The sequence below is a fragment of the Gemmatimonas phototrophica genome, from assembly GCF_000695095.2.
GTDB classification, from domain to species: Bacteria; Gemmatimonadota; Gemmatimonadetes; order Gemmatimonadales; family Gemmatimonadaceae; genus Gemmatimonas; species Gemmatimonas phototrophica.
The window spans coordinates 761,280-781,165 of record NZ_CP011454.1; the positions used below are offsets into that span (position 1 = coordinate 761,280).

General features: G+C 64.7%; 9 protein-coding genes. 6 read left to right on the plus strand and 3 right to left on the minus strand.

Annotated elements, in window-relative coordinates:
• Nucleotides 1-94 precede the first annotated feature (94 nt).
• Nucleotides 95-3,013 (minus strand): Ig-like domain-containing protein, encoded by a 2,919-nt coding sequence (locus GEMMAAP_RS03280; RefSeq protein WP_026849406.1) that lies wholly within the window; start codon nt 3,011-3,013, stop codon nt 95-97.
• Nucleotides 3,014-3,044: 31 nt separating this feature from the next.
• Nucleotides 3,045-4,949, minus strand: coding sequence for an aspartate ammonia-lyase (locus GEMMAAP_RS03285; protein ID WP_082821017.1), 1,905 nt, complete (start codon nt 4,947-4,949; stop codon nt 3,045-3,047).
• Nucleotides 4,950-5,246: 297 nt separating this feature from the next.
• On the opposite strand from GEMMAAP_RS03285, the gene GEMMAAP_RS03290 reads away from it, so the two are divergent.
• The 6 genes from GEMMAAP_RS03290 to GEMMAAP_RS03315 all read left to right on the plus strand — a co-directional run bounded on the left by GEMMAAP_RS03290 (nt 5,247) and on the right by GEMMAAP_RS03315 (nt 17,211).
• Nucleotides 5,247-6,290 carry a glycosylasparaginase gene (locus GEMMAAP_RS03290; protein WP_026849407.1) on the plus strand — a complete coding sequence of 348 codons (1,044 nt, stop codon included), beginning with the start codon at nt 5,247-5,249 and terminating at the stop codon, nt 6,288-6,290.
• A 294-nt stretch (nt 6,291-6,584) separates the two neighbouring features.
• Nucleotides 6,585-9,017: a leucine--tRNA ligase gene (gene leuS, locus GEMMAAP_RS03295; RefSeq protein ID WP_053334014.1), complete on the plus strand. Its 2,433-nt coding sequence runs from the start codon at nt 6,585-6,587 to the stop codon at nt 9,015-9,017.
• A gap of 25 nt (nt 9,018-9,042) precedes the next feature.
• Nucleotides 9,043-10,932: a hybrid sensor histidine kinase/response regulator gene (locus GEMMAAP_RS03300; protein WP_158514709.1), complete on the plus strand. Its 1,890-nt coding sequence runs from the start codon at nt 9,043-9,045 to the stop codon at nt 10,930-10,932.
• Nucleotides 10,933-11,324: 392 nt separating this feature from the next.
• Nucleotides 11,325-12,524 (plus strand): PDZ domain-containing protein, encoded by a 1,200-nt coding sequence (locus GEMMAAP_RS03305; protein WP_026849410.1) that lies wholly within the window; start codon nt 11,325-11,327, stop codon nt 12,522-12,524.
• A 344-nt stretch (nt 12,525-12,868) separates the two neighbouring features.
• The gene (locus GEMMAAP_RS03310) at nt 12,869-14,038 is read left to right on the plus strand and encodes an efflux RND transporter periplasmic adaptor subunit (RefSeq protein ID WP_053334015.1); all 1,170 of its coding nucleotides are present in this window, start codon (nt 12,869-12,871) and stop codon (nt 14,036-14,038) included.
• Nucleotides 14,035-17,211, plus strand: a complete 3,177-nt coding sequence (locus tag GEMMAAP_RS03315; protein WP_082821019.1) for an efflux RND transporter permease subunit — start codon at nt 14,035-14,037, stop codon at nt 17,209-17,211. Before GEMMAAP_RS03310 ends, GEMMAAP_RS03315 begins: the two co-directional genes overlap by 4 nt.
• A 553-nt stretch (nt 17,212-17,764) precedes the next feature.
• On the opposite strand, the gene GEMMAAP_RS03320 is transcribed toward GEMMAAP_RS03315, so the two are convergent.
• The gene (locus tag GEMMAAP_RS03320; RefSeq protein WP_158514710.1) at nt 17,765-19,684 is read right to left on the minus strand and encodes a PAS domain-containing hybrid sensor histidine kinase/response regulator; all 1,920 of its coding nucleotides are present in this window, start codon (nt 19,682-19,684) and stop codon (nt 17,765-17,767) included.
• Nucleotides 19,685-19,886 lie beyond the last annotated feature (202 nt).

Genomic DNA, 19,886 nt, shown 5'->3' on the forward strand with positions numbered 1-19,886 from the left:
GGAGAGGGCAGAGGGGCCTGGGCCTCTCTGCCCTCTCCGGTCTGGGATTTGCGATTTGAGACCGCCGAGTCGGGCTTCGGCGGTCTCGCGTCTGTCAGCGCTTCCGCTGCCGGCTCACACCGTCTGCGGCTTTCGCGCGTCGCCAGCTCGCGCGGGTCCCCGGCTCCAGATCGCGCGCGGTCTCTCTTCTCATCGCGGCACGGAATGCGCCGTTGGTGCCGGCGACCACGGTGCCGTTTTGCCCCACGGCAAAAGCGGCCCCATTGGCGTTGGGTGCGGCCGATAGCGCCCACAGCAGATCGAGTGTGCCCGTGGTGAGCGTGCTCCACGTATTGCCGTTGTAGCGCAGCAGCAGACCGGCCGCGCCCGTGACATACAGGTCGTTCACGCTGGGGCCCCACACCGACGTCAGCACGCGCGTGCTCCCCACCTGCAGTGAATTCCACGCGTTGTTGGAGAACTGGTACGCCGCCCCCGCCGATCCCGAGCCGTTGCCACCAACGGTAAACACGTTGCCAATGCCCGTCAGCCACACGCCCGACAGTGTCCCGCTCCCGGCGGGGATGGCCAGCGGTGTCCAGGTGGCTCCGTTCCAGCGCAACACCGTCCCGTTCTCTCCTGTGGCTACGATCTCGCTGTTCGAGGCGCCAAAAATGGACCACAGGGGATTCGCGATACTCGCCACAAGGCTCCACGTGGTGCCGTTCCAGCGCGCCACTTCACCTGCCCGCGTGGTGGCATAGACGTTGTTGCTGGCGTTCCCCCAGAGCGCGTAAATGCTGCTGGTGCTGGGGAAGGTCGTGGTCAGCCACGCCGATCCGTTCCAGCGCAGCATCGTCCCGTTTTCACCGGCGGCAAAGGCTTCAGCCGCTGAGAACGCCCAGACCGTGTTGAGGTGCGCCGTGGTGGGGGTGACCAGTCGGGTCCACGTGCTGCCATCCCACCGCCAGGTGAATCCGTACTCGCCCACGGCAAAGGCCGACGTGGGTGAGGCACTCCATACATCGAGCAGATCCGGAGCAATGTTGTTGGTGGTCCACGGTGTGCCACTGCGCACCACAATGCCCCGCTGTCCGCTGGCCCACACCCCGCCACTGCCATCGACGGTGACGCCATACAGTTTGGGCGCATAGGGGGTGGCCACAGCTGTCAGCGTGTTGCCATCGAGCTGTGCCACGCCGGCATCACCGACCAGAAAGCGGCGCCCTGCGTTGGCGGCACTCCCGGCAATCTGGTAGAAGCTTCCCGTGATGCCGGCCGGAGGCACCAGGCCCCACGCGGTGCCATTGAAGCGCAACAGGGTGCCCGAGGCACCAACGGCGACCACATCGTTGGCGGTCACCCCGTGCACGCCAAAGAGATCTTCGTTGCTTGGCACCGTGACCGTGCTCCACACCGCACCGGTGCGGCGCAGTACCGTGCCTTCACCGCCCACGGCATACGCCACATTGTCGCCAGCCCACACGGCGTTGAGCGCCTGCGTGCTTCCGGAGGGTTCCGTGCTCCATGCCGTGCCGTTCCAGCGCAGCACCGTGCCGTTGGCGCCCGTGGCATACGCGGTGGTGCCGTTCTCCATCCACACGGCATACAGGTCACGCGTACTCCCCGAGGTCATGGCGCTCCACGACGTGCCGTCGAAGCGCACAATGCGTCCTCCCAGACCAACGGCGATCACGTTGTTCGCCGCCGCCGCGTGGACCGCGTAGAACGTGGTGCCATGCGTGCTTCCCAGCGTGCTCAGCGCCCATGTCGTGCCATTCCAGCGATACACATCGCCTACCGAGTTCACCGCGAAGGCCACGCCGACCTGCGGCGACACAATGGAAATCACGTCTTCGTACAACGCGCCGGTGAGTCGCGACGCATTCCAGGTGCTGGCGAGGCGAGGCACCACGTTCACGGTAACCGTGTCGCGGCGCGTGGGATCCGCTACGAGCGACGCCGTGATCAGCGTGCTGCCCAACGTCACCCCGGTAACCACGCCCTGTGCATTCACGGTGGCCACTTGAGGGGCGCTTGAGTTCCACTGCAGAGCGGTGTTCACACCGGGGTCGGCTACCACCGTCGCGGTGAGCGTGGTGCTCGTGCCCGGATTGACCGCCACGCCTCGTTGCCCAATGGAGACCGCCGTGGTGCGGGGCGCCACGGTGATCGTACTCGTTGCCCGTCGGGTGGTATCGGCGGTGGACAGGACCGTGACCACGCTGGTCCCTACCGCGAGGGCGGTGACCAGTCCGGTGCTGCTCACCGACGCCACCGTCGGAGTGGCTGATCGCCAGGTAACCGTGGTGGGGAGCCCCGCATCGGCCGTCACGGTGGCGACCAGCTGCCGCGTGTCGTTGATATTCAGCGTGGCGGTGGTTGGCGTAACGGTCACCGCACGTACCACCTGCACGACGTTGACGGTGGCGCTCGCCCGCAACGTGGTGTCCACGGTGGAGAGCACCGTGATCTGGGCCGAGCCCTGCGCGACACCCGTGACGACCCCGGAGGCGGAGACGGTAACAATGTTGGTCGCGCTGCTGCGCCACGTGACGGTCGTGGCGAGCCCCGGATCGATGACCAGGGTGGCCGTCATGGGCGCGGATTGCCCTGTGCCGATATTCACCACGGTAGGGGAAATGGCAATGGTGCGCGCCGGCTGCACCACCACCAAGGCGGTCCCGCTGACCGCGCTGTTGGCGGTACTGGTGGCGCGAATCGTGGCGGTGCCACTGCCCACACCGGTCACCACCCCGGTGCTGCTGACATTCGCGACGGCTGGCAGATCCGAACTCCAGGTCACGGTGGTGGCCGCACCCGCGGCGGCGTCCACCAGCGCACTCAGCGTCTGCGTTTCTCCCACCCGCACCGTCGCGGTGCTCGGCGTAATCGTCACGCTCCGTACGGTGGGGGGCGGTGGCGGGGTGACCCCGCCTCCGTCACCACCACCACCACAGGCGCTTACACCAACGGACAGTACGGCACAGGCACACACAACGGCCCAACGGAACCGCGGGGAGGACGGGACCATGACCAGATCGTGAAATGAGAAAGCGGGTCGGTCAGGCCGGCGGCCCCACCGTTGAAAACTCCTGCGTGACGTTTCGCGGCGCCGTCATGGCCGCCGGATTGAGAATGTCATCGAGCTGGGCACGGGTCAGCAACCCCCGCTCCAACACGATCTCAAAGACCCCGCGTCCGCTGGCCAGCGCCGTGCGCGCTACGTCTGTTGCTGCTTCATAACCAATCACCGGCACCAGCGCTGTCACGATGCCGATGGAATGCTCCACAAAGTGACGCATCCGGTCCGCATTGGCTGTGATCCCGGTGACACATCGTTCCCGTAATACCAGGCAGGCGTTGCGCAACATGTCGATGCCGCGCAACAGACGATAGGCAATGATCGGTTCAAAGGCGTTGAGCTGCAGCTGTCCCGCCTCCGCCGCCATCGTGACGGTCACGTCGCCGCCGATCACTTCAAAGCACACCTGATTGACCACCTCCGGAATCACCGGATTCACCTTGCCGGGCATGATCGACGACCCGGGCTGCATGGCCGGCAGGTTGATTTCGCCAAACCCGGCCCGCGGGCCCGACGACAACAGGCGCAGGTCGTTACAGATCTTGGAGAGCTTGGTGGCGGTCCGCTTCATGACGCCGGAGAGCTGCACAAACGCGCCGGTATCGCTGGTGGCTTCCACGAGATCGGGCGCCGTGAGCACCGGGACTTCGGAAATGCGGGTGAGATGTGCTGCCACCAGCTCGGCGTATCCTGGCGGCGCGTTGATGCCGGTCCCGATGGCGGTGGCGCCCAGATTGATCTCACGAATGAGCAGCTGCGCCTCGGCGAGCCGGTCCACGTCTTCGCGCAGGGTGTGCGCGAAGGCCATGAACTCCTGCCCCAGCGTCATGGGCACGGCGTCCTGCATCTGGGTACGCCCCATCTTGATGAGCGGCGCGAACTCCACCCCCTTCACCTCGAACGCATCACTCAGGCGACTCAGTTCGGCGCGAAAGGTGGCGAGGCTCTTGTGCAACGCCACCCGCACGGCCGTGGGATACACGTCGTTGGTGGACTGACTGAGATTCACATGATCGTTGGGGCCGATGACCTCGTAGTCGCCGCGTGACGCGTTGCACAGCTCCAGCGCCCGATTGGCAATGACTTCGTTGGCGTTCATGTTGGTGCTTGTCCCGGCACCACCCTGAATCATGTCCACCAGGAAGTGCTCGTGATGCCGGCCGGCACGGATCTCCCGGGCGGCGCGCACAATGACGTCGCACTTGTCCTGCTCCAGCAGCCCCAGTTCCTGATTGGTGACCGCAGCGGCTTCCTTGACGGCCGCGAGCGCTTCAATGAGCACCGGGAATTCGCGCAGCGGGATACCGGTAATGGGGAAGTTCTCGAGCGCCCGCAGCGTCTGCACGCCGTAGAGTGCTTCAAAGGGGACGTCCCGTTCGCCCAGCAGGTCATGTTCCTTGCGGGTGCGATTTCCGCCAAACCCGAGGGTGCGTCCGCGTCCTACCAGTGTGGCATCGGCGCGGCGGAGCCGGGCGGAGATGGCGCGGGCGGCCTTGGCCACGAGTGCGGCGTAGAGTTGCGGGGCTTCGCGGGTAATGTCGTCGAGCTGCGCGCGGGTGAGCATCACGCAGGAGCCCGGCATGATGACACGTGCCGTGGTGCCGTGATTGCTGTCGTCGAGCAGGAGCCCTTCGCCCACGGCTTCCCCCGGGCCGAGGGTCACGAGACGGGTGGAACGTCCGTCGGCGGCCTTTTCAATGGCCACCGCCCCACTCAGCAGGATGGCGAAACGCTGCCGGCTGTCCCCCTCGTTGAAAATGGTCTCGTCCGCGGCGAGCTCCTGCGGCGTGACGTGGCGGGCGAGCTTCCAAAGATGCGCGTCAGTGAATCCCTCGAGAAACGAGGTCTCGCGCAGCTGATCGGCGATTTTGGCCGGAAGGGGCATAGGTGGGGTGGTGGGGACGGGGTACGGCAGGGGACAGCGTGGTGGGGCGGGGAATGATGGCAGATGGCAGCCACACAGATGGCAGTTGGCAGGAACAGCAGTGTATTGCTCCCTGCCGTCTGGGTGGCTGCCGTCTGCCTCCTGCAGTTACCGGTCCATCAGCAGGCACAAGAACTATCCACTCAACTATCCACTGAATAGACGTCCCTGCCGCCCCACTCGCCACAGCGCCAATTGTTCGGTATCGTCGGAGGTCCTCATACCACCACGCCAACCGTCCCAGTTCCGGAATTGCTCATGACCGTGTCCCGTCGCGATTTCCTTGAACGCTCCGCCCTGCTGGCGGCGGCCGGTTTTGTCCCGCGGTCGTTGGAGGCCGAGACGGTGGCATCGGTGGCGGCGCCGGTGGGGGCCCCGTTTCGCGGGCGCCCCTGCGTGGTCTCGTCCTCGAACGGCATTCGCGGCGTGAAGGTGGCCTACGACAAGATGCTCGCGGGTGAGGATCCGCTGGACGCCGCCATTGCAGGGGTGAATATCCAGGAGCTCGACCCCAACGATCAATCGGTGGGGCTGGGTGGGTTGCCCAATGAGGAGGGGGTGGTGCAGCTCGACGCCTCCTGCATGCACGGCCCCACGAAGCGGGCGGGGAGCGTGGCGTGCATTGAAGGCATTGCCACCCCGTCGCTGGTGGCCAAGGCGGTCATGGACTACACCGACCACGTCATGCTCGTGGGGGAGGGGGCCACACGCTTTGCCCGCGCCATGGGCTTCAAGGAGCAGAACCTGCTCACGGAAAAGTCCCGGCAGGACTGGATGCGATGGAAGTCGCGCCTCAACGCCAGCGATGCCTGGCTCGACCACAACGACGACATCAAGATCAAGTTCACCACGGGCACGATCAACATGAACGCGGTGACCGCGGCCGGCGACCTGGGCTCGGTGACGACCACCAGTGGTATGGCCTGGAAGGTGCCGGGGCGCATTGGCGATTCGCCTATTGTCGGGGCCGGGCAGTACTGCGACAACACGGTCGGGGCGGCGGGGAGCACGGGGCGGGGTGAGGCCAATATCAAGACCTGCGCGTCGTTCCTCATTGTGGAGTTCATGCGCCAGGGGATGGCGCCGCAGGCGGCCTGCCTCAAGGCCCTGGAGCGGGTGGTGGCCATGACCGAGACCCGCCTCCTGGGGCCGGGTGGGCGCCCACGCTTTGACCTCGAGTTCTACGCCCTCACCAAGAGCGGCGACTTCGGGGGCGCGACGCTGTACTCCGGCGGCAAGTTCGCGGTGTGCGACGAACGCGGGGCGCGACTGGAGACGGCGGCGTACCTGTACCAGCGCTGACCGTCGGTGCGCGGGTCGGCCGGCCGCGGGACGCGGCCCGCCTCCGGTGGCACCGGGATGAGAGGTGAGAGGTGGACGTGAGAGCGTTGCGAGCCCCGAGGTGCGATGGATATCGACGGTGAGCGGCGAGATGACCACGACGATGAGAGGTGCGGGTGCTGGCGTCCGCCGAACTGCACGAGCGGATCGGGTCCGAGTGAGCCGGCGCCGGCCGACGCGCCGGGGCTCTGCCCGGGCCGGGCCGCCGAGCCACGAAGCCGCCAGTCCACCGTCGAGACTGATTAAATTGCCGGAATGTCCGAAATCGACGCCCCCACGCCGTACCTCCCGTCTGCCGTTGAGCCCAAGTGGCAGGCGCGCTGGACCGAACGCGGCACCAATACCGCCAAGCTCGACGCGCCCGCAAATCCGTTCTACGCGCTCATGATGTTCCCCTACCCCAGCGCCGAAGGGCTGCATGTGGGGAACCTCTTCGCGTTCACCGGGAGCGACATCTCCGCCCGCTTCCACCGGCTGCTCGGCCACGACGTCTTCCAGCCGCTTGGCTTCGATGCCTTTGGCATTCACTCGGAGAACTACGCGCTCAAGGTGGGGGCCCACCCCATGGAGCTCACGCCCAAGAACGTCGCCAACTTCACGCGACAGCTTGGACGCGCCGGCTTCATGGTGGACTGGAACCAGAAAGTCGATACCTCGCGCCCCGACTACTACAAGTGGACGCAGTGGGTCTTCCTGCAGCTGCACAAGCAGGGACTCGCGTACAAGAAAGCCGCCGCCGTGAACTGGTGCCCCACCGACAAGACGGTGCTCGCCAACGAACAGGTGGAGAACGGACTTTGCGAACGGTGTGGCACGGCGGTGGAGCAGCGCTTCCTCGAGCAGTGGTTCTTCCGCATCTCCGAGTACGCGCCGCGCCTGCTGGCCAACCTCGATTGGCTCGACTGGTCGCACGTGACGCGCCAGGCGCAGCGCAACTGGATTGGCAAGTCGGAAGGCGCCGAGCTCACCTTCAGTATTGCCGGACACGATGCGTCGGTGACGGTGTTTACGACGCGCGCTGATACGATTTACGGCGCCACGTATCTCGTGCTCGCACCAGAGCATCCGCTTGTGGGCGCGCTCACGAGCGATGCGCAGCGCGACGCAGTGGCGCAGTACGTCGATGCCACCAAGAAGCAGGACCTCATTTCGCGCAAGAGCAGCAAGGAGAAGACCGGCGTCTTCACCGGCGCGTACGCCGTGAATCCGGCAACGGGACAGAATATTCCCGTGTGGATTGCCGACTACGTGCTCATGGAGTACGGCACCGGCGCCATCATGGCCGTGCCGGGACACGACGAGCGCGACTTCGAATTCGCGCAGGTATTCAACCTGCCCATCGTGCGTGTCGTGGCGGGTCCCGACGATCACGCCGACACGCCGCTCGGCGACAGCGCCTTCACCGACGATGAGCAGGGCCGGCTGGTGAACTCGGGCGAGTTCGACGGACTCGCGGTGCAGGACGCCAAGCGCACCGTTACCACGTGGCTCGAAGGCCAGCAGCATGCGAAGGCGGTAACGAACTTTCGCCTGCACGACTGGTGCATCTCGCGGCAGCGCTACTGGGGCCCCCCCATTCCCATCATCTACTGCGATGACTGCGGCGCCGTGCCGGTGCCCGAGTCACAGCTGCCGGTGGAATTGCCGTTCATTCCCGACTTCAAGCCGGATGACAGCGGCATCTCGCCGCTCGCCCGTCACGAAGAGTGGTACCGCGTGCCCTGTCCCACCTGCAGCAAGCCGGCCCGCCGCGAAACCGACGTGAGCGATACGTTCCTCGATAGCGCCTGGTACTTCCTGCGCTATCCGAGTGCCAACAACAGTGACGTGCCGTTCGATGCCGCCCGCACCCAGACGTGGCTGCCGGTCAACTCGTACATTGGCGGCAACGAACATGCCGTGCTGCACCTGTTGTACTCGCGCTTCATCACCATGGTGCTGAAGGACGGCGGCTTCATTGATTTCGAAGAGCCGTTCACACGCTTTCGCGCGCACGGCATGATCATCCGTGAAGGCGCGAAGATGTCGAAGTCGAAAGGCAACGTCATCAACCCCGACGTGTACATGGAAGAGTGGGGCGCCGATGCGTTCCGCATGTATCTCATGTTCCTCGGCCCGTACGAGGAAGGCGGCGATTTCCGCGATCAGGGCATCAGTGGCGTGCGTCGCTACCTCGACCGCCTCTGGACGTCTGTGCGTGACGCCACCACCGAGGGTGCCCCCGATGCGGACGTGTTGCGCAAGCTGCATCGCACCATCAAAAAGGTAGGCGAAGACACGGCCAATCTGGCCTACAACACCGCCATCGCCGCCATGATGGAGTATCTCAACGCGGTACGGCGCAGCGACCGGGTGCCGCATCGTGATGAGGTGTTGTCGCTGGTGCAGCTCACCGCCGCGTATGCGCCGCACCTGGCCGAGGAATGCTGGGAGCAGCTCGGGCACATCGGGAGCGTCTTCGACGCCGGCTGGCCCACGTTCGATCCGGCCATGCTGCTGGACAACGAAGTGGACCTCGTGGTGCAGGTCAACGGCAAGGTTCGTGGCAAGATCCGCGTGGCGGTGGAAATTACGCAGGACGCGGCGATGGCTCTCGCCTTGGCTGACGAGGGCGTCGCGCGCTTTGTGACCAGCGAGATCAAGAAGGTGATTTTCGTCCCCAAGCGCTTGTTGAATATCGTCGTGTGACCTTCGCCCTCCACCGATGAACGTGATGTTCATTATCGCCGTCGTCAGCCTTACGCTGCAATTCTCGACGACGGCGTTGCTCTCGATTCTCGGTCGGGCCCCGCGCTGGCGCCGTGTGCGCTGGTTCGGGGCAGTCACGTTGACGGCGGGTCTTTACAGTACGGTCGATGCCTTCGCGGCCCTGCGGGCAGCGGAGTCGGTGAATACCAGTTGGAGTCTGCAGTTCAATCTGGTCTTTGCCACTCTCCACGGAGCGGCGTGGCTGGTGTTCACGTATATGGGGCCCAACGGACGGTGGGATTCGTTGCCGCCGTGGGTTCGCCGCATCACCATAGGGGGAACGCTCGTCGCCCTGATCGCCTCCATCAGCGGCGAGGTTGCCTCGGCGGAAACCTCCATGCTCGTGGTGCCGGCGTTCGATGTGAACTTCCAGCGCAGCACCCTCTCGCTGCTGGGCAATATGCTCGCGCTGGTCCCGTTTGGATTTCTGGCGCTGAGCATGTATCGCACCTGGCAGCTGCGTATGCTGGGTGAGCCGGGGACCACCGCCGTCTTCATCGGTTTTACGCTCTATCTGCTGGCTGGCATCGAAGAATTCCTCGTCGCGGCCGGCGTGGTGCAGTTCATCTTTCTGGGTGACCTCGGCTATGTCTGCGTCGTGGTGCCGGTCACCTTGCAGCTCTTCCGGCGCTTCCGGGATGATGCCGACCAGCTGGATCTGCTCACGGACCATCTGGCAGACGAAATACGCCGGCGCACGGATGAGCGCGATCGCGCGCGTGAGCAGATGCTCGAACAGCAGCGCCTGGCGGCGCTTGGCCGTCTGGCCGCCGGCGTGGGGCACGAAATCAACAACCCGCTGCAGTATCTGCAGTTCACGCTCGAGGAACTGCGGGAGTGCGCGCGCGGGATGGAGAACGCGGACGCCCTCACCATGATCGAGCAGTCGTTTGAGGGGGTCGATCGCATCAAGCAGGTGGTGGAAGACCTGCGTACCTACGTGCGCCCCAGTGACATTGAACTGGGGCCACTCGATCTGCGCGAGGTGGTACGGGCCGCATTACGCGTGGGGGCTCCGCAGTGGCGGCAGGGGATTACGATCACCACCGAACTCGAACCGGTGCCATTGGTGCTGGGACATGAAGGACGATTGGTGCAGGTCGTGCTCAATCCGCTGGTGAACGGCATGCAGAGCATGCTGCATGCGAATGATCCCAAGGCGACGTCCATGCAGGTGCGCACCGGCACGACCTCGCGCGGCTGGGCCCAGATTACGATTACCGATCAGGGCCCCGGCTTTGACGGCGATGTGGTGTCCCGATTGGGGGAGCCCTATGTCACCACGAAGTCGTTGCAGGGGGGCACCGGGCTGGGCCTGTTCGTGTCACGCGGTATTGTGGAAGCGCACGGCGGGACGATGCACTTCGCCAATGCCCCGAGCGGCGGCGCGGTGGTGTGTATTGAGTTGCCGCCCCTCGATGACGAACGCGTGTTGCCGTTGTCAACGAGCACCGCGGTCACCGCCGAGCCACCACAGGCAACCACTGTGTCGCTCCGGGTGCTCATGGTGGAAGACGATGAGCAGGCGCTGCGCGCTCTGCTGCGCGGGCTGGAAGCGGAGCAGCTGCAGGCGACAGGCTTTACGCATGGCGCCGACGCGCTGGCATGGCTTGACCAGCACGAGGTCGATGTGGTGGTCACCGACCTCATGATGCCCGGCATGTCCGGCTGGGAATTCGCTGCTGCCCTCGCGCAGCGGCATCCCTTACTCCGCGAACGCCTCGTGGTACTCACCGGCGGGGCCTCCACCAGTGAAGCCCAAGCCTTCGTCGAAGACGCCACGCTGTTGGTACTCGAGAAGCCCATTGGGCGCGCGGAACTGGCAACAGCATTGAGACATCGCGCGCGCTCTTGATCAGATCTGAGAATCAGCGGTGAGAGCGTTGCGAGTTCCGAGGTGCGATGGATATCGAATGTGAGAATGCCAGACAACTACGACAATGCGAAGTTCGAGTGCTTACGTCCGCACTTTCTTGCCCCCCCGGACGCCGCTGGCACAGCGGCCCTCCCCGCCGTTACCCCAAGCCCGTGTGGGGCACGGAAGCGCAGACGCCAGCACTCGGACCCCTCACCTCGCTGTCATCGCGCCTCTCACACTCGATATCCATCGCACCGCTCGACTCGCAACGCTCTCCCTTCTCCGTCCCACCTCGGTAGGCGCCGTTGCCGGAAGGGGCGCCTGCCTGTCCCGGAAACCCTCCGCCGTTACCCCGTGTCAGATGGTCAAACGTCTTACACGAGGCTTTCATGGTTCTGTATGGTCTTCGTCCGCGCGGGGTCGCGGGCTATCTGGTCGTGGCGGTTGGCGCGGTATCGCTGGGTGCGGCGCTTGCGCCGTGCCGTGCGCAGGGCATGCAGGAGCGCGAGGTCCGGATCATGCGCGCACCTGGTGGCGTGACCATCATGCGTGGCGGGCCGGCCAATCGTGCCGTGCTCGGCGTGATGCTGGGCGAGGGCTCGGCGGCGGATACGGCTGGCGTGAAGCTGGAGTCTGTGGATGCCAACAGCCCCGCCGCCAAGGCGGGGCTCAAGGCCGGTGATGTGATCACGGCCATCAACGGCGTGAGCCTCAAGGTGGCTCGTGAGGATGCGGAGGATCTGGCCCTGACCGGATTGGCCCAGCGGCGATTGCAGCGGGTCATGGCCAAGGCCAAGCCGGGTGACGAGGTCACGCTGCAGGTGCGGAGCGGCGCCAGCAATCGCACCGTGACCGTGAAAGCTGTCGCGCCGGACGAATTGAACGGCGAAAACGAACGGGTGGTGGAACGGGTCATCACGCGCGGCCCCGATGGGCAGATCACCGAGCGCCGCACGGGTGCCCCGCGCGGCATGGTGGGCGTGAGCATTGGTGGTGCCGGTAATAAGCGCGATACGCTGGGCTTGTTCATCAACAGCGTGGTGAGCGGCGGCCCCGCCGAGAAGGCCGGCATTGTGGAGGGCGAGCGCATCGCGGCCGTGAATGGTGTGGATGTGCGGGTGCCACGTGAGGACACCGACGACGAACAGGCTGCTGCGGCGCGCGTGGATCGGTTCGTCCGTGAGGTCCGGAAAGTAGAGCCCGGCAAGACGCTCTCCCTGCGCGTGTACAGCGGTGGTCGCTACCGCGAGGTCACCGTCACCGCCGCTGCGGCAACGGACCTTCCGCAGGAAGGGATGCAAATTCGCATGGGCGACGGTGAATTCCGCGTGCGGGCTCCGCGCGCGCCCATGCCGCCGGCGTCACCGCGTCAGCCACGGATCTTTGAGTTCAACAGCGACGGCCCGCGCGCCAGGATTCGTGTGGACGGCGAGGCGCTTGAACTGGACGGTCTGCACCTCGAAGAGATGATGGAAACCATGGGACGGACGCTGCGGGAACGCATCCGGGGGATGGAATTGGAGCTACGCGAGGCGCCGGGACGGTCGGGGGTGGTGCGGCGAACGGGAGGGAGGGCGGCCGCGATCTAAGGCGGCTGTGATCCAGGGCGTCTAGTGCCGTTTCGACGCTCAACCAGGGAGCAGGGAGCAGGACGCAGGGGGCAGGGAGCAGAATCAACATCTGCCTCCTGTCCCCTGCGTCGTGCTTCCTGCCCCCTTCCCCGTGATCCTCTCTCCGACTGCCCAGCCCGCCTCGGCAACACTCCCCCCCTCTCTGGCGTAGACTACATAGTCCATTCCTCGTAAACCCTTCCTGTTGGTGGGGTTTCCGTGCCTACAGCCCTGCGTTCGCCCCGCGAATGACCCCGATTGTCACACCGACGCTGTCTTCGCGTTGGTTCTCCATACAGCCAGTTCCCGTTGCCCTTTCGTGTGTGGCCCTTTTCACGCTCAGCGCGTGCAAAGAGAAGCCAACGCCGCAACGTCCCACGCCCACCGTCACCGTCATCACGGTGGCCAAGGCGCCCCTTCCGTACATCATCTCCGGCAACGGACAGGTCGAGCCCAACCGCACGGTCGCGGTGCAGTCACTTGTCTCCGGCCAACTCACGCGCGTCGCCATCGCCGAAGGCGATGAGGTGCGCGAGGGTCAGGTGCTTTTTCAGATTGATCCGCGTCCCTTCCGCGCCGAGGTGGAGCGCACGCAGGCGACGCTGGCGCGCGATGAAGCCACACTCGTGCGGGCCCGCGCCGACTCGGCGCGCTTCGCCACGCTCGCCAAAGACGGCTACATCACCAAGCAGCAGCTTGATCAGGCGTTCTCCGAAGCCTCGGCGCTGGCGGCGACCGTGTCTGCCGGTCGCGCGACGCTGCAGCGGGCGCGATTGGATCTCGAGAACACCACCGTGAAGGCGCCCATTTCGGGACGCACCGGCCAGCTGCTCTACAAGGCCGGTTCTCTGGTGCGCGCGTCGGCCGATCAGTTGGTCACCATCAACGAAGTGCGCCCCGTGCTCGTGCGCTTCCCGGTCCCCGAGAAGGACTTCGAGCAGATGCGCGAGCGCGCCGGCCTCGATAAGGCGCTGGCCGTGCAGGTCATGCCCGGCGGGGACTCCAGCAAAGTGGTGAGCGGCGTGCTCACCTTCGTGGATAATCAGGTGGATCGTGCCACGGGCTCCGTGCTGCTCAAGGCGCGTGTGGCCAACGAAGATCGCGCGCTCTGGCCAGGCCAGTTTGTGAATGTGGCGCTGCAGCTGAGCGTGGATGAAGACGCCATTACAGTGCCGTCGGAAGCGGTGGTCACGGCCGGGACGAACACCTTTGTGTACACCATGGAAGACGGCAAGGCCAAGCGTACCACGGTCAAGGTCGGGCGAACCGCCGGCACCAAGGTGAAAATCGACAGCGGTCTCGTGGGTGGCGAGCAGGTCATTACCGAAGGGCAGGCGCGCCTGCGTGACGGCGCGTCGGTGCAGTTGCGGAAGCCGGCTGGCGCAGGGCGCCCTGGTGGCGCACGTGGTGGACAAAACGGTGCCGCCGGTGCGCCGTCACCAAACGCAGAAGCGGGCAACGGCCGTGGAGGCCAGGGAGGCGCATCCCGATGAGTCAGAACGTGCCGCAGCAGCTTCCTCCCAACGACGTGCCGCCCGAGACGGTCGGCAACAGCAACATGAGCGAGATCTGGATTCGCCGACCCATCATGACCACACTGGTCATGACGGCGATCCTGATTTTCGGGGCGGTGGCGTACAACAGGCTGGCCGTGAGCGACCTGCCCACCATCGACTATCCCACCATCACGGTGTCGGCCGGTCTCCCGGGGGCAAGTCCGGAAGTCATGGCCACGTCGGTTGCCACGCCGCTCGAACAGCAGTTCGCCACCATCTCCGGCATCGACAACATCACGTCGTCGAGCTCGCAGGGCAACACGAACGTCACCATTCAGTTCAACCTGGATCGTGACATCGACAAGGCGGCTGCCGACGTGCAGTCGGCCATTTCCAAGACGCTGCGTCAACTGCCGCAGGGGATCAATCCGCCGTCGTACAACAAAGCCAACGCGGCCGATTCGCCCATCATGATGTTCTCGCTCACCTCCGACGTGATGTCGCGCGCGGAGTTGAACGAATACGCGGAAACGTTCATCGGCCAGAAGCTCAGCACCGTGGCCGGTGTGGCGCAGGTGCAGATCTACGGCGCGGCCAAGTACGCCGTGCGTGTGCAGCTCGATCCCGGCGCGCTCGCCCAGCGCGGCATTGGCATTGACGAAGTGCAGCAGGCCATCAACCAGGGGAACTCCAACTCCCCCGCTGGCGTGCTCATGGGACCTACCCAGTCGTTCACGCTGCAGGCCACCGGGCAGCTCAAGAACGCCGCCGAGTTCCGCCAGCTGGTCGTCGCCAATCGCAACGGGTTGCCAGTGCGCCTTGGTGACCTTGGCAACGTCTACGACGGGTTGCAGAACCTGCGTGGCTTCAGCGAAATCAACGGCGTCAGCAACATCTCACTCGCCATCATCCGCCAGCCCGGCGTGAACACGGTGGCCACGGCCAACGCCGTGGAGCGTGAAATGGAGCAGCTCGTCGAGCAGCTCCCGCCGGGGGTGAAGGCGTACACGGTCTTCAGCCGCGCTGAGACCATCGAAGAAGCCGTGAACGATGTGAAGTTCACCCTGGTGCTCACCGTGGCGCTGGTGGTGCTGGTGATCTTCCTGTTCCTGCGCAATGCACGCGCCACGATCATCCCGTCCCTTGCGCTGCCGTTCTCCATTATCGGCACCTGCATTGTGATGTGGGCGCTGGATTACAGCCTCAACAACCTCACGCTCATGGCGCTTACGCTCGCCGTGGGCTTCGTGGTGGACGACGCCATCGTGATGCTCGAGAACATCGTGCGTCACATGGAAATGGGGAAGTCGCCCATGCGGGCGGCGCTTGACGGCAGCAAGGAAATCAGCTTCACCATTCTTTCCATGACGCTGTCGCTGGTGGCGGTGTTCATTCCGCTGCTGTTCATGCCGGGCATCGTGGGGCGGCTCTTCCGCGAATTTGCAGTCACCATTGGCGTGTCCATTCTCGTGTCCGGCTTCGTGTCGCTCACGCTCACGCCCATGCTCGCGGCCAAGTTTCTCAAGGGCGGTGAAGGGCATGAAGAGCCCAAGGGCGCCTGGCGCTCGGTGGAGCGGATCTATCAGGCCTCTGAGGGGGCGTACGTTTCCTCGCTCAATTGGGTCATGCGCCACCGTGGGCTCACCATGCTCTTCAGCGCCTTCACGCTGGCGGCCACGGTCGTCCTGTTCATGATCATCCCCAAGGGCTTCCTCCCCTCCGAAGATACCGGACGTCTGCAAGGGTCGGTGGAAGGGCCGGAAGGCATTGGCTACGAAGCGCTGTCCGCCAAGGGCCGCGAGGTGGGCAAGATCATCGAGCAGAGCCCGTACGTGGAACGCGTGAGTGTCTCCATTGGCGGCGGACCCGGCGGCGGCAGCAACAGCGCGCGCCTCATGCTCACGCTCAAACCGCGCGATACGCGTCCGCACGTGGATGTCATCATGCGCGAAATCACCCGCGCCACGTCAAACGTGCCCGGCGTGCAGGTGTTTCTGCGCAATCCGCCCCCCATCAACATTGGCGGCCGTCGCGGTAACAGTGCGTATCAGGTGTCGCTGCAGGGCGCCGACATTGCGGAGCTCTACACCAGTGCGCGCGCGCTGGAACAGCGCATGCGAGAGCTGCCGGAACTCGAAAACATCTCGAGCGACCTGCAGGTGGGCAATCCGCAGGTGGGTATCGTGATCGACCGCGAGCGCGCCTCCGCACTCGGGGTGAGCGCCAGCCAGATCGAAAACGCGCTCTACAATGCCTATGGCTCGCGCCAGGTGTCCACCATCTACACGCAGGTCAACCAGTACCAGGTCATTCTGGAGCTCAAGGAAGATTTCCAGAAGGATCCGGCCGCGCTGAGCCAGCTGTTCATCCGCTCCAACACGGGCAGCCTCGTGGCACTCGGCTCCGTCGCCTCCTTTACCAAGGGGGTGGGGCCGGTGTCGGTGCAGCACAACGGGCAGCAGCCCGCCGTCTCCATCTCGTTCAACACGCGCCCCAACGTGGCGCTTGGCACTGCGGTTGACGCCGTGCAGCGGGAAGCGGCGGCGGTGCTGCCGGTGGGTGTCACGAGTGCCCTGAGCGGCGACACGCAGGCGTTTGCCGAAGCGCAGGGTGGCCTGCTCGCGCTGCTCCTGGTGGCCATCTTTGTGATTTACGTGGTGCTGGGCATTCTGTACGAGAGCTACATCCACCCGATCACCATTCTTTCCGGCCTGCCGTTTGCGGCGGTTGGCGCGCTGGCCACGCTCATGATCTTCAATAAAGATCTGAGTGTTTACGCGTACGTGGGCATCATCATGCTCATCGGCCTCGTGAAGAAGAACGCGATCATGATGATCGACTTCGCCACGGAAGCCGAGCGCAAGGACGGCATGTCACCACACGATGCCATTCTCGAAGCGGCGCGCGTGCGTTTCCGTCCCATCATGATGACCACCATGGCGGCCCTCATGGGCACGTTGCCCATCGCCATTGGCTTCGGGGCCGGCGGTGAGTCACGTCAGCCGCTCGGCCTTGCCGTGGTGGGCGGGCTGGCGTTCTCGCAGCTGGTCACGCTGTACGTCACGCCGGTGGTGTACACGCTGCTCGACCAGCTCGTACACTCGCGCAAAATCAAAACGAAGGCCGTGCAGAGTGGGGCGTTCGACGCCATTCCGCTGGCAGGGGATTGATGTAGCGGCCAACCGCCATACGGCAGGCAGCAGCCACACAGACGGCAGCATTGCAGGACGTGAAAAGGGCCCCGGCGCAACGCACCGGGGCATTTTCATGACCTGCGTTCAAGAATGCAAAAACGAACAGCCCCGAGGCAACTGTACGCCGCCCGACTCATGCCGGAGGCCGTCCTCGTCTGGACGCCCCATCCGCCCACACGGAGCAGTCCTCGTTCAGCAGTTCCAGCCCCACTCGCCCCCCGCACTGGCGTGAGGGCCAGCAAACAGCAACGGCCTTACGAGGACTGTCCCGTGGCAGCCGACAGGGAGTCTGACCGAGGACTGCGACGATGTGTGCGACGAGCACTCTCCACCTCCTCAAAATCCAAAATCGAAAAAATGGACAACGTCGCGGCTGCAGTACGCTGCCCGACTCATGCCGGAGCCAGTCCTCGGTTGGACGCTCCGTCCGCCCACACGGAGCAGTCCTCGGAATGCAGTTCCAGCCCCACTCGCGACAGGCACTCTCCACCAGCTTGAGATTCACGACAACTCTGTCCTATTGCACGGCTTATGCAATCAGCGCTCTCACTGCCTCGTAAAGCTCATCCGCGTTGAACGGCTTCTGCAGAAATCCCACCTGGTGTCCCACGTTCCGCTTCACGTCGCTCTCGTTGTAGCCACTCATCATGAGCACCGGCACACTCGGACGCACTGCACGGAGCGCTGGGAGGGTTTGCTCGCCGTTCATTACGGGCATAGTCAAGTCGAGCATCACCAGCGACCACTGATCGGGCTGCGCGGAAAAGCGCGCGAGCCCGTCCGCACCGTCCACCGCTTCCGTAACGCGGAAGCCGCGTTTGCGAAGCAGGGCTGAGGCCACGTTGCGAACGCTGGCTTCATCGTCAATGAGCAACACGTGCCCATCGTGACGCCAGCCATGTACCGGGGCGTTGGATGTTGGTCCCGCGTCGCGGGCGGGAAAGAGCAGCTTGACGGTGGTGCCCACGCCTAGCTCACTGTACACCCGGATCGCTCCGCGGTGTGCTCGCAATATGCCCATGGCGGCCGCGAGCCCGAGGCCACGGCCGGTGAACTTGGTGGAGAAGAACGGTTCAAACATGCGCCGAATGGTGACGGCATCCATGCCGCTCCCGGAGTCACGCACCTCCACGAAGACATACGGACCCGGCGTGGCCACTGAACCCGGCACACAGGTGGCGAGATACTCTGGTGTCACCTGCTGCCGACCCGTGATGATCTGTACCGTGCCCACCTGTTCCTGCAGCGCGTCGGACGCGTTGGTGACCAGGCTCAGGACCACCTGACGGAACTGGTTGAGGTCCACATCAATGCGAGGCAGCTCCGGCGAGAGCGCCATTTCCAGCTCCGCGCTTCGGGCAATGGCGCTGCGCAGGAGGGCGCTCATCTCCTTGATGGACGACGTGACATCGGCTGCTTCAATGACGTAGCGCCCCTTCCCCGCATAGGCGAGCAATTGACGGGTCAACTCTGCCGCCCGCTGGGCGGCGTGCTCAATTTCAAGCAAACTCTCGCGCGCCGCCGGGTTGTCGTGCACTTCGAGTTGCGCCAACGAAGCGTTGCCCAGAATGCCTACCAGCAGATTGTTGAAGTCGTGCGCAATACCGCCGGCCAGCACGCCAAGGGACTCCAGCTTCTGCGCCTGCTGCATCTGCGCGTCTTGGCGCTGGTGCTCCAGCTCAGCGGCCACCTGATCGGAAATGTCCAGCGACGTGCCAACCACGCGGGCGGGGACACCATCCTCATCCCGGACCAGCATGATATGCGTCAAGAGATGCCGCTCGGCGCCATCACTCCGACGAATCCGGTGCTTGAGCCGTTGCGTCTCCCCCGTGGTGATCGCCGTGCGCCACGCCTCGCGCAGGAGCGGGGAATCCTCCGGGTGCACAAAATCGAGACGCGGCGTCTGGCGGATACGTGCCTGGTCAAAGTGCGCCGGATCCAACCCGCAAATGCGAATGAGCTGATCGGACCAGAACGCCTCGTCGGTTCGCAGGTCAAGATGAAAGCTGCCAAGGTTGGCCGCTTCCTGCGCGAGGCGGAGTGTTTCCTCACTGTCGCGCAGGCGCTCCACATTCCGCCGCTGCTCGGTCACGTCTTCCAGCACCGCAATGACCCCGTCGTCGGCGGGATAGGCATACACCGACTCCCAGCGGTCACTCGTCAGATCATGGCGTTCAAAGCGCGCCGGCGTACCGGTATCAAGCACGCGCTGATAGGCCTGATGGAAGATGGAATCGCGCAACGTCGGATAGCAGTCCCAGACGTTGAGCCCAACCAGTGCCTCGCGATCAATGCTCGCGTACGCAGCGGTGGCACGATTCACAAAGCGAATCCGAAACTGACGGTCGAGGACCAGTTTGGGATTCGGACTCAATTCAAGCATCTCGACCTGCTCCGGCGTCATGGGCCGGAACGGCGGAATTCCCGCGTCGTCGGACGCGGTCACTGGTCTGTTCATCACTGTCTGCCCGCTGATCGCCACGGCAATGGCGATGTCATTTCTGGTCTGAGTCCGGCGTCGGACTCCTGACCATTTCCATATTTCGGAGAGCTGGCGCGGGAATCATAGAACCGCCCGTTCCACCCTACAAGGGCACGGCGGTGCTGTAGCCGCAAAAAGGGAGTAGCCGTGTGGCTACTCCCCTCAA

What these genes read in the sequence shown, in the direction of transcription:
- GEMMAAP_RS03285 (WP_082821017.1), bottom strand. Translation starts at nt 4,949, where the DNA reads ATGCCCCTTCCGGCCAAAATCGCCGATCAGCTGCGCGAGACCTCGTTT.
- GEMMAAP_RS03300 (WP_158514709.1), top strand. Translation starts at nt 9,043, where the DNA reads ATGTTCATTATCGCCGTCGTCAGCCTTACGCTGCAATTCTCGACGACG.
- GEMMAAP_RS03305 (WP_026849410.1), top strand. Translation starts at nt 11,325, where the DNA reads ATGGTTCTGTATGGTCTTCGTCCGCGCGGGGTCGCGGGCTATCTGGTC.
- GEMMAAP_RS03315 (WP_082821019.1), top strand. Translation starts at nt 14,035, where the DNA reads ATGAGTCAGAACGTGCCGCAGCAGCTTCCTCCCAACGACGTGCCGCCC.
- GEMMAAP_RS03280 (WP_026849406.1), bottom strand. Translation starts at nt 3,013, where the DNA reads ATGGTCCCGTCCTCCCCGCGGTTCCGTTGGGCCGTTGTGTGTGCCTGT.
- GEMMAAP_RS03290 (WP_026849407.1), top strand. Translation starts at nt 5,247, where the DNA reads ATGACCGTGTCCCGTCGCGATTTCCTTGAACGCTCCGCCCTGCTGGCG.
- leuS (WP_053334014.1), top strand. Translation starts at nt 6,585, where the DNA reads ATGTCCGAAATCGACGCCCCCACGCCGTACCTCCCGTCTGCCGTTGAG.